This window comes from Bradyrhizobium sp. NAS96.2, from assembly GCF_001908235.1.
In the GTDB taxonomy this organism is placed as follows: domain Bacteria; phylum Pseudomonadota; class Alphaproteobacteria; order Rhizobiales; family Xanthobacteraceae; genus Bradyrhizobium.
Genome location: NZ_LGHK01000100.1, coordinates 124,253 through 136,819, shown reverse-complemented (window position 1 = coordinate 136,819; position 12,567 = coordinate 124,253). Strand labels below are relative to the sequence as shown.

The 12,567-nt window shown below is 64.5% G+C and carries 13 protein-coding genes; 4 read left to right on the top strand and 9 right to left on the bottom strand.

From position 1 onward, the window contains the following. Positions 1-46 precede the first annotated feature (46 nt). The gene (locus AC628_RS45435; RefSeq protein WP_244485707.1) at positions 47-178 is read left to right on the top strand and encodes an inositol phosphorylceramide synthase regulatory subunit KEI1; all 132 of its coding nucleotides are present in this window, start codon (positions 47-49) and stop codon (positions 176-178) included. Between the two features lie 98 nt (positions 179-276). On the opposite strand, the gene AC628_RS22650 is transcribed toward AC628_RS45435, so the two are convergent. From AC628_RS22650 to topA, 7 genes are all read right to left on the bottom strand, one after another. Then, positions 277-795, bottom strand: coding sequence for a hypothetical protein (locus AC628_RS22650; RefSeq protein ID WP_245321272.1), 519 nt, complete (start codon positions 793-795; stop codon positions 277-279). A gap of 118 nt (positions 796-913) precedes the next feature. Beyond that, entirely contained in the window at positions 914-1,081 is a 168-nt protein-coding gene (gene rpmG / locus AC628_RS22645) for a 50S ribosomal protein L33 (protein ID WP_018271988.1), read from the bottom strand. 127 nt (positions 1,082-1,208) lie between these two features. After that, positions 1,209-2,534, bottom strand: a complete 1,326-nt coding sequence (locus tag AC628_RS22640) for an LLM class flavin-dependent oxidoreductase (protein WP_074128930.1) — start codon at positions 2,532-2,534, stop codon at positions 1,209-1,211. Between the two features lie 257 nt (positions 2,535-2,791). Then, complete coding sequence (locus tag AC628_RS22635; RefSeq protein WP_074128929.1) at positions 2,792-3,541, bottom strand: NUDIX hydrolase; 750 nt, start codon at positions 3,539-3,541, stop codon at positions 2,792-2,794. Between the two features lie 36 nt (positions 3,542-3,577). Continuing rightward, entirely contained in the window at positions 3,578-4,015 is a 438-nt protein-coding gene (locus AC628_RS22630; protein WP_050425570.1) for a DUF983 domain-containing protein, read from the bottom strand. Continuing rightward, entirely contained in the window at positions 4,006-6,363 is a 2,358-nt protein-coding gene (gene rnr, locus AC628_RS22625; RefSeq protein WP_074128928.1) for a ribonuclease R, read from the bottom strand. The genes AC628_RS22630 and rnr overlap by 10 nt, the downstream gene beginning before the upstream one ends. Beyond that, a complete protein-coding gene (topA, locus tag AC628_RS22620) occupies positions 6,364-9,126 on the bottom strand; it encodes a type I DNA topoisomerase (protein ID WP_074128927.1) in 2,763 nt (920 codons plus the stop codon). A 295-nt stretch (positions 9,127-9,421) separates the two neighbouring features. Here topA and AC628_RS44150 point away from each other — a divergent pair, with 295 nt between their 5' ends. Continuing rightward, a complete protein-coding gene (locus AC628_RS44150) occupies positions 9,422-9,595 on the top strand; it encodes a hypothetical protein (protein ID WP_168193424.1) in 174 nt (57 codons plus the stop codon). Between the two features lie 367 nt (positions 9,596-9,962). On the opposite strand, the gene AC628_RS22610 is transcribed toward AC628_RS44150, so the two are convergent. Continuing rightward, on the bottom strand, positions 9,963-10,439 hold the full coding sequence (locus tag AC628_RS22610; RefSeq protein WP_074128925.1) for a winged helix-turn-helix transcriptional regulator: 477 nt from the start codon (positions 10,437-10,439) through the stop codon (positions 9,963-9,965). A 165-nt stretch (positions 10,440-10,604) separates the two neighbouring features. Between AC628_RS22610 and AC628_RS22605 the strand changes: the two genes are divergently transcribed. Continuing rightward, positions 10,605-11,378 carry an SDR family NAD(P)-dependent oxidoreductase gene (locus tag AC628_RS22605; protein ID WP_074128924.1) on the top strand — a complete coding sequence of 258 codons (774 nt, stop codon included), beginning with the start codon at positions 10,605-10,607 and terminating at the stop codon, positions 11,376-11,378. A 210-nt stretch (positions 11,379-11,588) separates the two neighbouring features. Beyond that, the gene (locus tag AC628_RS44145; RefSeq protein WP_168193423.1) at positions 11,589-11,756 is read left to right on the top strand and encodes a hypothetical protein; all 168 of its coding nucleotides are present in this window, start codon (positions 11,589-11,591) and stop codon (positions 11,754-11,756) included. A gap of 135 nt (positions 11,757-11,891) precedes the next feature. Here the strand turns inward: AC628_RS44145 and AC628_RS22600 are convergent, their stop codons facing one another. After that, a complete protein-coding gene (locus AC628_RS22600; protein ID WP_074128923.1) occupies positions 11,892-12,500 on the bottom strand; it encodes an FMN-dependent NADH-azoreductase in 609 nt (202 codons plus the stop codon). Positions 12,501-12,567: the final 67 nt, after the last annotated feature.

Here is a 12,567-nt window from a genome sequence, read left to right as displayed (position 1 = left end):
CGATCGTTGCCGGCTGGCACGGATCAAAGCTGTTCGAGGTGATCCGATGAACTGGTTCTATTGGAACACAGCGTGGTCGCTGTTCTTCAGCCTCGTTTGGTTCATGACCATCACACATAATCCGGATGCGCGCATCGCGGATGCGCATCTGCCTGATGAGGCGTTTGGCGGCCGCTAGAGCCTGATCCGGAAAAGTGCGAAGCGGTTTTCCGAAAAGGATCATGCTCAGACAACGAGCTGGAGCGCGATGACGATTCAGCCAAATCTCATCGCGCTTTAGCTGCGATAGTAGCGCCACATCCTGAGGAACGTCCGGTGGATCTCGTCGGGCGTCCGGTCGAACGGCTCGAGATTGACGCGGACCACGCCGCGATGGTCCATGCGCCACGGCAAGCGCATCAGCAGCCGATAGGTGGGCCGCTTGCGCCAGTCGGCCACCAGCGCGCTGCCGAGTGGCACATTGAGCGCGATCTGCAATTCGTGGACGGTCATCGCGCGCTCGGCGATCTCGACGAGGTCGATCTGCGTGATCGCGCGCCAACGGATCAGCCCGAAGGCCTGGATGAAGATGCCATACTGGTTGGCCCCGATGGTCGGACGACCGGCCTCGAGCAGGGGGATGTTGTAATAGGTGAAGCCCGCGGCGGCCGCCGCCAGCGCCAGCCACCAGATCGCGCCGGTGATCCACGTCGCGGTCAGGAAGACCGCGGCAAGCGCGGCGGTGACATAGACCGGAAAGTAGATGTCCTCGCGGCCGTAGGCGACCGAGTAGCCGCCGACGTTTCCCTCGTCCAAGCTTGCGATCATGTGAGCCCTGTGCCCGGGACTTGCCCGACATGAGGGACGACGCCAGGTCACAAAGCAAAAACGGGGCCGCGAGGGCCCCGTTTGAAAACGTCAGAAGCAGGCGATCTTACTTGATCTTGGCTTCCTTGAACTCGACGTGCTTGCGCGCGACCGGGTCGTACTTCTTCTTGACCAGCTTGTCGGTCATGGTGCGCGAATTCTTCTTGGCGACGTAATAGAAGCCGGTATCGGCCGTCGACACGAGCTTGACCTTGATGGTGACCGCTTTGGCCATGTGCAAATCCTCGAAAATGAAGGGGTATCGGGAGCCGGCCAAATCGGCCCGCGTTTGGCCCGGAAACTAGCCACAAACCGCTCAAAGTCAAGGATTTCCCGGCCGAAATCATCCCGATTCCGGCCAATTAGCCCTCGAAGAACTGGTTTTTCGGCCGCGGCAGGCCCAGATTTTCGCGCAACGTCCGCCCTTCGTACTCGGTGCGGAAGATTCCGCGCTTCTGCAGTTCCGGGACGACTTTGTCGACGAACTCGAACAGGCCCTGCGGCAGGTAGGGGAACATGATGTTGAAGCCGTCGCTGCCGCGCCCCTCCAGCCATTCCTCCATCTGGTCGGCGATGGTCTGCGCCGTGCCGACGAAAGCGAGCCCGCCATAACCGCCGACGCGCTGGGCGAGCTGGCGCACGGTGAGCTTGTCGCGCGCGGCGACCTCGACGAGGCGCTGCCGGCCGCTCTTGCTGGCGTTGGTTTCCGGGATCGGCGGCAATTGCCCGTCGGGATCGAAGCCGGAGGCATCGGTGCCGAGGATCACCGACAGCGAGGCGATCGCGCTGTCGTAATGCACGCGGCTGTCGAGCAGCGCGCGCTTCTCCTTAGCTTCCTCGACGCTGTCGCCGACCACCACGAAGGCGCCGGGCAGGATCTTCAGATGCTCGGGATCGCGCCCGATCTTCTCCATGCGGCCCTTGATGTCGGCATAGAGCTTCTGTCCGTCGGCCAGGCTGCCACCACCGGTGAACACGGCCTCCGCCGTCTCGGCGGCAAGCTGTCTGCCGTCGTCGGACGCGCCGGCCTGCACGATGACAGGCCAGCCCTGCACGGGGCGGGCGATGTTGAGGGGGCCGCGGACCGAGAGATATTTGCCCTTGTGGTTGAGCACGTGCATCTTGTCGGGATCGACGAACAACCCGGACTCGACATCGCGCACGAACGCATCGTCGGCAAAGGAATCCCAGAGGCCGGTGACGACGTCGTAGAATTCGCGGGCGCGCCTGTAGCGCTCGGCATGCTCCATGTGATCGTCGAGGCCGAAATTCAGCGCCGCGTCCGGATTGGAGGTGGTGACGATATTCCACCCCGCCCGGCCGCCGGAGATGTGGTCGAGCGAAGCGAAGCGGCGGGCGACGTGATAGGGCTCATCGAAGGTGGTCGAGCCGGTCGCGATAAGGCCGATATTCTCGGTGACGGCCGAGAGTGCTGACAGCAGCGTGAACGGCTCGAACGAGGTCACGGTGTGGCTGCGCTTCAGCGCATTGATCGGCATGTTCAGCACGGCCAGATGGTCGGCCATGAAAAAGGCGTCGAACTTGCCAGCCTCGAGCTTGCGGATCAGCGTCTTGATATGGTCGAAGTTGAAATTGGCGTCGGGCCAGGCCCCGGGGTAGCGCCAGGCGCCGGTGTGGATGCTGATCGGCCGCATGAATGCGCCGAGCTTGAGTTGACGCTTCGCCATTGCCCCGTTCCGTTCTTGATGTCGTTAGCGGAACAGATAGGGAGGCGTTTCGCGGCGCGCCATCCCGGCAGCGCCAGAAGATTTTTGCAATTTGAGGGGCGGCTGGAGGATAAGTCCGCAGCCGCCTCACTGTCGTCATTGCGAGGAGCTCGTGACAAAATTGCAAAGCAATTTTGCACAGAAGTGACGAAGCAATCCATAGTTCAGCAAGCGGTGACATGGATTGCTTCGCTTCGCTCGCAATGACGGGGGCTGGCTTACGCCCCCAGCACGTCCTTATGCATCTTGCCGCCATAGAAGTGGAAGAACGGCACCGGCGCGTCGTGGCGGAGTGGGCCGGTAGCGAGACGGCGGTCAAGCTCGGCGAGCACGTTCTTGGTCATCGCATGCGCGTCCGCGAGCGGCTCGGAGCCGATCTCGACCCAGACGAGCTCGACCAGTTCGGCATCGGCATGCACCACGCCTTCGACGCGATGCGCGATGGTCGAGGCATCGGCTGTGAAGAAGCGGGTGTCGAAGCGGCGGACACGGCCGGGCGGGGTGATCGCGCGCGCGATCAAGAACAGGCCGGACGGGTCGGGCAATAGGCCAGCGTCAGCGAACGGCGCCCACGGCCCGTCGAGCTTCGCCGTCTTCTCGACCTTGCGGCCGAGGCAGAGCCCGGTCTCTTCGCAGGCTTCGCGGATCGCAGCATTGGCGAGCGCGCGCGCACGGCCGGGAGTGATCTTCGGACTGCCCTTCAACAGATTGGCTTCGAGCTCCGGCGTGATCGGGGCGGCGACCGGCACGCGGTTGTCGGCCTTGTCGACGCGGCCGCCGGGGAACACGAACTTGCCCGGCATGAACACGACCTTGTCGTGGCGCTTGCCGACCAGCACCTTCGGCTTGGCGCCGGAGCGGTCGATCAGGATCAGCGTCGCGGCATCCTTTGGCCGGAAATACGCATGATGATCGGCTTCTTTTTCGCCCTGGTGGACGACGGCGGCAGGGGCGGCAGCTTCAGTCATTTCATCCCTTTCATTTCTTCTTATCGTCCGGTTTAGCTAGACCGGCGGGATGTCGCTAGGGGGATTCTCGTCAAAGCCATGCATGCGCAGGGCCCATTGCAAGCCGATCACGGCTCCCTTCACCGGCTGCAACAATGCCAGCGATGCGAACAGCGTGAGCGGCAGATAGATCGCAAGTTGCAGCCACACCGGCGGTGAATAGTTGGTCTCGATCCACAACGCGGTCGGTACCACGATATGGCCGACAATAACGATGACGAGATAGGCGGGGAGATCGTCGGCGCGATGCGGTGAGAAATCGAGGTCGCAGACCGGGCAATGGCCGTCGCATTTCAGAAATTTGCGGAACAGTCTGCCTTTTCCGCAGCGTGGACAACGGCTGCGGAACCCGCGCTTCATTGCGCTCCACACGTCGCGCTTCTCGGACTCGGCCGCATCGCGGGTCCAGACCACCGTCGGCGGTGTCACGTCCATGACTTGCCTCGCTTCGATTTGCCGGGCTTCGACTTCGCCGGCTTGCGGTCCTTCTTGTTGCGCGCCTTCCGCTCCTTGTGCGCCTTCTTGGCCGATCCCTTCGGGCCATTGCCAAATCCGGCGCGGCGCTCGGCTCTTTTGCCGTCGCGTTTTCTGTCGCGCGGAATTGCCTGACCGTCGGATAATAGCTCAAAGCGTAGCGCGCCCGCCACTGGTGCTGCCTCGACCAGCCGCACGTCGACGACATCGCCGAGCCGATACATGGTGCCGCTGCGCGTGCCGATCAGCGCATGGCGCGTCTCATCGTAGTTGAAATACTCGCTGCCGATGGTGCGGATCGGGATCAGGCCATCGGCGCCGGTGTCGTCCAGCTTGACGAACAAGCCGGCACGCGTCACGCCGGAGATGCGGCCCTGGAACGAGGCGCCGACCTTATCGGCGAGGAAATGCGCGATCAGCCGGTCGGTGGTCTCGCGCTCCGCCTTCATCGCGCGGCGCTCGGTAACGGAGATCTGCGCGGCGATCTCGGCCAGTGTCTCCACGCTCTCGTCGGTCGGCAAGGCGCCTTCGCCAAGGCCGAGCGCGCGGATCAGCGCGCGATGCACGATCAGATCGGCGTAGCGGCGGATCGGCGAGGTGAAGTGCGCGTAGCGGCGCAGGTTCAAGCCGAAATGGCCGTAGTTCTCGGCGGAGTATTCGGCCTGCGCCTGCGAACGCAGCACCACCTCGTTGACCAGCGGCTCGTAATCCTCACCCGCAACCTGCGCCAGCACGCGATTGAATTGCGCGGGACGCAGCGCGCCCTGTTTGGTGAAGGGCAGGTCCAGCGTCTTCAGGAATTCCTGGAGGTTTTGCACCTTCTCCTGGCTCGGCTCGTCATGCACGCGATAGATCAGCGGCAGCGCCTTCTTCTCCAGCATCTCAGCCGCGGCGACGTTGGCTGATATCATGAACTCCTCGATCAGCCGGTGCGCATCGAGCCGCTGCGGCACGATCACTCGATCGACGGTGCCGTCGGGCTTCAGCAGGATCTTGCGCTCGGGCAGATCGAGATCGAGTGGGTCGCGCTCGTTGCGTGCGAGCTTGACGAGTTCATAGGCCGCCCACAGCGGCTTCAGGATCGGATCGAGCAGGGGACCCGTCGTGTCATCGGGCCTGCCGTCGATCGCGGCCTGCGCCTGCGCGTAAGCGAGCTTCGCGGCCGAGCGCATCAGCACGCGGTGGAAGGTATGCGAGCGCTTGCGGCCGTCGGCGCCGATCACCATCCGCACCGCGAGCGCACCGCGCGGCTCGCCCGGCACCAGCGAGCAGAGATTGTTGGAGATCCGCTCGGGCAGCATCGGCACCACGCGATCGGGGAAGTACACCGAGTTGCCGCGCTGGAGTGCGTCGCGGTCGAGCGCCGAACCGGGCCGCACATAGTAGGCGACGTCCGCGATCGCGACATGGACGATGAAGCCGCCCTTGTTGTTAGGATCGGTGTCGACCTCCGCATGCACGGCGTCGTCGTGATCCTTCGCATCTGGCGGATCGATGGTGACGAGCGGCACGTCGCGCCAGTCCTCGCGGCCCTGCAAGGTCGCGGGCTTTGCCTCCTCGGCCTCGCGGAGCGCAGAAGACGAGAACACCTGCGGGATGTCGTGGGTGTTGATTGCGATCAGGCTGATCGCCTTCTCACTGGCAATTGAGCCGAGCCGCTCCTTGACGCGGGCGGAGGCGAGCCCATAGCCGCGGGTGCGGATCAGGTCGACACTGATGAGGTCGCCGTCCTCGGCGCCGCCGCTGTCGGCCTTGGCGATGTTGAGCTCGCGGCCGGCCTGCTTCTTGTCGACCGGGATCAGCCGCCCGCCGCCATCGGGGTTGCGGCGGAAGATGCCGAGGATGCGCGTGCGCCCGTGATCGATCACCTTGATGACACGCCCGCGATAGGGTGTGCCGTCTTGCTCGTCGGTCACCTCGACGCGCAGCAGCGCGCGGTCGCCGACGCCGGCGGTGGTGCCGGGCTTCGGCCGCCGCGGCGTCTCGATGCGGATTTTCGGGGCGGTGCCGTTTTCCTCGGAGTCCCACTCGGCGGGGGTGGCGATCAATTCGCCGTCGCTGTCGCGGCCGGTGATGTCGGCGAGCACGGTCGGCGGCAGCGCCGCCGGCTCGTGGATCTTGCGGCCGCGCTTGGCGACCGTGCCGTCGTCGGCGAGTTCGCGGAGGATCCGCTTCAGCTCGATGCGGTCGGCGTTCTTCAGGCCGAACTCGCGCGCGATCTCGCGGGTGCCGACCTTGCCTGGATTGGCGCGGATGAAGGCGACGATGGCGTCCCGGCCCGGAAAGCCATGGTCGGGTTTTCGTTTCACTTATCCTCGTGCCTTGCCGGCGCTCTTCTTCGCGGGCGCTTTCGCTGGTGCCGATGATTTTGCAGGCGACGTCTTGGCACCGGAAGCGACCGGCGCGCGCGCCTTGCTGGTCGCATCCGCTTTCGGTTTCGCGGCGGCCTTCTTCGACGCGACCTTCTTCGCGGGCTTGGCCTCGGCATCGCCGTCGGCTGTTTCAGCCTTCCTTTCGGATTTCGCCTTGGCAGGCTTTGCCGCCTTCTTGACCTTCTTGCCGCCACCCTTGGCCGCGCGCTCGTCGATCAGCGCGATTGCTTCGGCGAGCGTGACCTCGTCGGGCGTGCGGTCGCTCGGGATCGTCGCGTTGACGCCGCCGGCCGCGACATAGGCGCCGTAGCGGCCGTTCTTCAGCGCGACCGCGCCGAGCGTCGGGTGATCGCCGAGCGGCTTGCCGGGATCGGCGCCGAAGCGGCGGCCGCTCGGGCCCTTTGCGATCTTCTCGGCGATCAGCGTCACGGCGCGGTTCAACCCGATGTCGAACACCTCATCGCCGGCCTCGAGGCTGGCATAGGTCTTCTCGTGCTTGACGAACGGCCCGAACCGGCCGAGGCCGGCGGTGATCGGCTGCCCGGTTTCCGGATGCTTGCCGATCTCGCGCGGCAGCGACAACAGCTTGAGCGCCAGTTCGAGATCGACATCGGCAGGCGAGGTGCCCTTGGGAATGCCTGCGCGCTTCGGCTTCTCGCCCTCGGCGTAATCCTTCTGCTCGCCGAGCTGGATGTAGGGGCCGAAGCGGCCGGCCTTCACCGTGACATCGAAGCCGGTATCGGGATCGGTGCCGAGGATGCGGTCGGCGCTCTCGGCGCTGTCGGCTGCCAGCGGCCTCGTGTAGCGGCATTCCGGATAGTTCGAACAGCCGACGAAGGCGCCGAACTTGCCGGCCTTGAGGTTGAGCCGGCCGGTGCCGCAGGTCGGGCATTGCCTGACGTCGCCGCCATCCGCGCGCGGCGGATAGATATGCGGGCCGAGCATCTCGTCGAGCGCATCCAGCACCTCGGCGACGCGGAGGTCCTTGATGTCGTTGACCGCGCCGATGAAGCCGCGCCAGAAATCCTGCAGCACCTGCTGCCAGGCGATCTCGTTGTTCGAGATGCGGTCGAGCTGCTCCTCGAGATCGGCGGTGAAGTCGTACTCGACATAGCGCGAGAAGAAGTTCTCGAGGAACGCGACCACGACGCGGCCCTTGTCCTCGCCGTGCAACCGCTTCTTCTCGAGCTTGACGTAGCCGCGGTCCTTCAGCACCTGCAGGATCGAGGCGTAGGTCGAGGGACGGCCGATGCCGAGCTCTTCCATCCGCTTCACCAGCGATGCTTCCGAGAAGCGCGGCGGCGGCTCGGTGAAATGCTGGGTGACGGCGAGGCTCTGGCGCTTCACGGCCTCGCCCTGGCTCATCGCGGGCAGGCGGCGCGAATCCTCGTCCTCCTCGTCGTCGCGGCTTTCCTGGTAGAGCGCAAGGAAGCCGTCGAACTTGATGACCTGGCCGGAAGCGCGCAGCTCCAGCACGCGGGCGCCGGCCTTGGCTTCGATGTCGACGGTGGTGCGTTCGAGCTCGGCCGATTCCATCTGGCTCGCGATGGTGCGCTTCCAGATCAGTTCATAGAGCCGTGCCTGATCGGCATCGAGCCTGCGGCCAATGGTGGCCGGGCGGCGCGACAGATCGGTCGGGCGGATCGCTTCGTGCGCTTCCTGCGCGTTCTTGGCCTTGGCCTGGTATTGGCGCGGGGCGTCCGGCACATAGGCGTTGCCGTAATCCTCGCCGATCACCTTGCGGGCCTGGGTGATCGCGGACGGATCGATCTGCACGCCGTCGGTTCGCATATAGGTGATGAGGCCGGTGGTCTCACCGCCGATGTCGATGCCTTCATACAGCCGCTGCGCAATGCGCATGGTGTGCGCCGGCGCGAAGCCGAGCTTGCGGCTGGCTTCCTGCTGCAGGGTCGAGGTGGTGAAGGGCGCCTGCGGGTTGCGCCGCGCCGGCTTGGCCTCGACGGTCGCGACCTTGAACAGCGCGGCCTCGATCGCCTTCTTGAAGTCCTCGGCTTCCGCGCCGGACCCGATGTCGAGCCGGGCGATCTTCTTGCCGTCGGCGCCGACGAGGCGCGCCTCGAAGGCTTCGCCGCGCGGCGTCAGCAGCGTCGCGACCAGCGACCAGTACTCCCGCGGCACGAACTTCTCGATCTCGAGCTCGCGGTCGCAGACCAGCCGCAGCGCGACCGATTGCACGCGGCCGGCCGAGCGGGCGCCGGGCAGCTTGCGCCACAGCACGGGCGAGAGGGTGAAGCCGACCAGATAGTCCAGCGCGCGGCGCGCCATATAGGCGTCGACCAGCGCGCCGTCGATCTGGCGCGGCGCCTTCATCGCCTCGGAGACGGCCTGCTTGGTGATGGCATTGAACACCACGCGCTCGACCTTCTGGTCCTTCAGCGCGCGCTTCTCCTTCATCACCTCCAGCACGTGCCAGGAGATCGCCTCGCCCTCGCGATCAGGGTCGGTTGCGAGGATCAGGCGGTCGGCACCCTTGAGCGCCTTGGCGATATCGTTGAGCCGGCTCGCGGCCTTGGCATCGACCTCCCAGATCATCTGGAAATTGGCGTCCGGATCGACGGAACCGTTCTTGGCCGGGAGGTCGCGAACATGGCCGAACGACGCCAGGACCTCATAGGAGGACCCCAGATATTTGTTGATCGTCTTGGCCTTGGCCGGCGACTCCACAATGACGATATTCATGTCATTCCAATAGCTTACGGGAAAACTTGAAGGCGAATTCCGCTAGACTCGCGGCCCGCCGTGTCGGGGCGAACATGGGTGCTGGGGCGGTCGGTGTCAAATCGCCAGATATTGAAGGTGGGGCTCAAACTGTGGAGTTCCTATCTCAAGGGTTGAAAAATGCGCCCTAGAGTTGCGGCCGGAAAGGACGTATCTCTTTATATATGGGGTGGGAATCGGATTAGGCCTTTTGAGCAGCACAGGGGGCGGTCGGAAGCGCAAGCCGCCCGGCCGGCGGCGACCAGCGAGCGACGACATGGCTGGGGAGGGCGGCCCGGATGACGCCCTGGTCCTGATCGCAGCCGCAGCGTCCGAACTCGCCAAACTCGCCCAGCGCCACAAATTCGAAATCCTGGACCATCTGCTCGCGATGACCCGCCTGGAGGCCGACGAGCAGTTGCGGGCGCGCAGCCGAAGGAAGCTGTCGTGAGCGGCTGGTGGGGCGCTCTCCATTCGTCGTCCTGGCGAAGGCCAGGACCCATAACCACCGCATTCGGTGATGAACGGGATTGCGGCCCAAGCGTCGCGCAACAGCTGAGATTTGGGGTAATGGGTCCTGGCTTGCGTCAGGACGACGATGAGGATGGGTTCTCGATTCAAGATGTCAAACACGCGGTGTCAACACCCGCGAAAGCGGGTGATCCAGTATTCCAGAGACGCCTGAGCTTGAGCCGAGAAGCCGCGGCGTACTGGATCGCCCCGTCGAGCCGGGCGATGACAGGTGAGGATGCTGACGCGCCTTACGTTCTCGCGCAATTTCGCGCCAAGAGACGGGCTCGGAATGACGGTGGAGAGCGCTATGCCGACACGCGCCGTGCCGCCTTCCGCGCGGGCCTCAGCTTCAGCGTCGTGTCGGCCGCGCCCAGTACGCGGCCGTCCTGCGACAACAGCGCAAGCTTCTTCACCGGCTTGCCCTTGTCGCGGTCGACCATGATGGTCGCGATCTCGTCCGGATGCTCGTCGAATTCCTCGGTCCATTGCCGCAGCGCGACCAGGATCGGAAAGATGCCGTGGCCCTTCGGCGTCAGCACATATTCCTGATAGGCGCTGCCGTCGGAGGCGGGGACCGTCTTCAGGATGCCGCGCTCGACCAGCGTGCGCAGCCGCGTGGCGAGGATGTTCTTTGCAAGCCCGAGGCTGGCCTGGAATTCGCCGAAGCGGCGCCGGCCAAGGCTGGCGTCGCGGATAATCAAAAGCGACCACCAGTCGCCGAACACGTCGAGCGCGCGTGCCACCGGGCAACTGTCGCCTGCAAGGCTGGTTCTCTTCACCACGCATCTCCGGAATCTTGTTTTGGCGCGTTTTCTTCACGCGAACCGGTATCCACTTCGCTCGAAAACGCTTTGATGAGCCATCACGACCTTGTGTGGTTGCAATATTAAACCCGATGCCCTAGGTAGGCAACGAAGTTTAATAATGCAACCACATTGGAGGCGGACATGAGACTGGCAAACAAGACGGCGTTGATCACCGGCGGCAACAGCGGCATCGGGCTCGCGACGGCAAAGCTGTTCGTGGCGGAAGGCGCCAAGGTCGTCATCACCGGGCGCAACAAGGAGACGCTGGCGGCGGCGGCCAGGGAACTCGGACCGAAAGCGCTCGCTGTCGTGGCCGATGCCACCGACGTCGCGGCGCTGGAAGACGCGGTGAAGCAGGGCGCCGAGAAGTTCGGCAAATACGACGTGCTGTTTGCCAATGCCGGCATTCCCGGCCAGACGCCGGTCGGCGGCACCACACTCGCGGCATTCGAAAATGTGATCCGCACCAATCTCACCGGCGTGTTCTTCACCGTGCAGGCGGTCGCGCCTTATCTCAACGACGGCGCGTCGATCATCCTCAACGGCTCGGTGATTTCGGTGCTCGGCAATCCCGGCTACTCGGCCTATGCCGCGAGCAAGGCCGGTGTGCGCGCGATGGCGCGGGTGATGGCGTCAGAACTGTCGCCGCGCAACATCCGTGTCAACGTGGTGGCGCCGGGCGCGGTGCGTACGCCGATCTGGGGTGCTGCGATCGCAACGCCCGAGGCCGAGAAGGCGTTCGAGCAGCGGATCGGCATGACCACCCCGCTCGGGCGGATCGGCGAACCCGATCACATCTCGAAGACCGTGCTGTTCCTGGCTTCCGACGACGCGGCCCATGTGCAGGGGCAGGAACTGTTCATCGATGGCGGCTCAACGGCGTCGCCCGCCGGGGCGCCGATCTATCGCGGCTAAAATCTGTTTCTCATTGTACGGAGCGGCCGGTGTGAAACGGATCACACCGGCCGCTGTCGTGCACGACTATCATCGCTTCGTTGTCTAAGCGTGATCTCTTCGGAAAACCGCTTTGCAGTTTTCCGGACCATGCTTGAACCTTTGACGTGTTCCCGGGACTCTTGAACAGGGCGGGATTTTTTTCACCACGAAATCATTTGGAGTGCCGTCATGCCGAAAGCAGTTCGTATTGCGACCCCGATCAAGGTTTCGTCTGCGTCCGACAATTCAGACTCGTCAGACTCGGCACAGCTTGTGACGGTCGCGCTGTTTTCCGGCATCGGCCTGTTGATTTCGCTCATCGCCGTCATCTGCGGCATCCAAGGCGTCTGGTTCTGAGGCTCCCTCACATCCGTCATACCCCGCGCGTGCGGGATATCCAGTACGCCGCGGCCCATCGGTTCAATCACGACCGCCTTTGGAACACTGGGTCACCCGCTTTCGCTTTCGCGGGTGACGACAGCTGCTCCGGAACTAGGCAGCGTTCAGGCTGCCGGCGGCCTGCAGCGCGCCTGCGACCGCCTTTTCGCGATGCTCGGGGCCGACCTGGATGCCATCGGCAGGGATGAATTCGAGATTCCGGACGCCGATGAAGCCGAACACGCCGCGCAGATAGGTCTCGAGGTGCTCGAGCGCGGCCATCGGCGTGTCGGCGCCGTAATAGCCGCCACGCGAGATCGCGATGACGACGCGCTTGTTACCGGCCAGTCCCTCAACGCCGCCGGCGCCGTATTTGAAGGTCTTGCCCGCGACCACGACGCGATCGATCCAGGCCTTCAGCTGGCTCGGAATGGTGAAATTGTACATCGGAGCACCGATCACGACGATGTCGGCGGCGAGGAATTCGTCCAGGACCGCCTGGCCGGTCGCGATGTCGTCGCGCACCGACGGATCGGGGGCTGCGCCCTGGCTGGCGGCGAGGTGCAGGCCGGAGAGGTGGGCGAGCGGGGTCTGGGTGAGGTCACGGTAGCTCACGACCAGGCCGGGATTGGCCTGGCGCAGCCGCTCGACGGCGGCGGCGGAGACCTGGCGGCTGACGGAGTGGGGGCCGAGGACCGAGGAGTCGATGTGCAGAAGTTTCATGGCTGAGGTCACCTTTGGTATAGGTTTGTAACTGGCGCTATATGAGTGACCGCCCTAAATCTCCGCA

Bases quoted from the DNA above. Each gene is read 5' to 3' on its own strand.
- AC628_RS45435 (WP_244485707.1), top strand. From the start codon at position 47: ATGAACTGGTTCTATTGGAACACAGCGTGGTCGCTGTTCTTCAGCCTC.
- rpmG (WP_018271988.1), bottom strand. From the start codon at position 1,081: ATGGCCAAAGCGGTCACCATCAAGGTCAAGCTCGTGTCGACGGCCGAT.
- AC628_RS22640 (WP_074128930.1), bottom strand. From the start codon at position 2,534: ATGGCGAAGCGTCAACTCAAGCTCGGCGCATTCATGCGGCCGATCAGC.
- AC628_RS22635 (WP_074128929.1), bottom strand. From the start codon at position 3,541: ATGACTGAAGCTGCCGCCCCTGCCGCCGTCGTCCACCAGGGCGAAAAA.
- AC628_RS22630 (WP_050425570.1), bottom strand. From the start codon at position 4,015: ATGGACGTGACACCGCCGACGGTGGTCTGGACCCGCGATGCGGCCGAG.
- topA (WP_074128927.1), bottom strand. From the start codon at position 9,126: ATGAATATCGTCATTGTGGAGTCGCCGGCCAAGGCCAAGACGATCAAC.
- AC628_RS44150 (WP_168193424.1), top strand. From the start codon at position 9,422: ATGGCTGGGGAGGGCGGCCCGGATGACGCCCTGGTCCTGATCGCAGCC.
- AC628_RS22605 (WP_074128924.1), top strand. From the start codon at position 10,605: ATGAGACTGGCAAACAAGACGGCGTTGATCACCGGCGGCAACAGCGGC.
- AC628_RS44145 (WP_168193423.1), top strand. From the start codon at position 11,589: ATGCCGAAAGCAGTTCGTATTGCGACCCCGATCAAGGTTTCGTCTGCG.
- AC628_RS22600 (WP_074128923.1), bottom strand. From the start codon at position 12,500: ATGAAACTTCTGCACATCGACTCCTCGGTCCTCGGCCCCCACTCCGTC.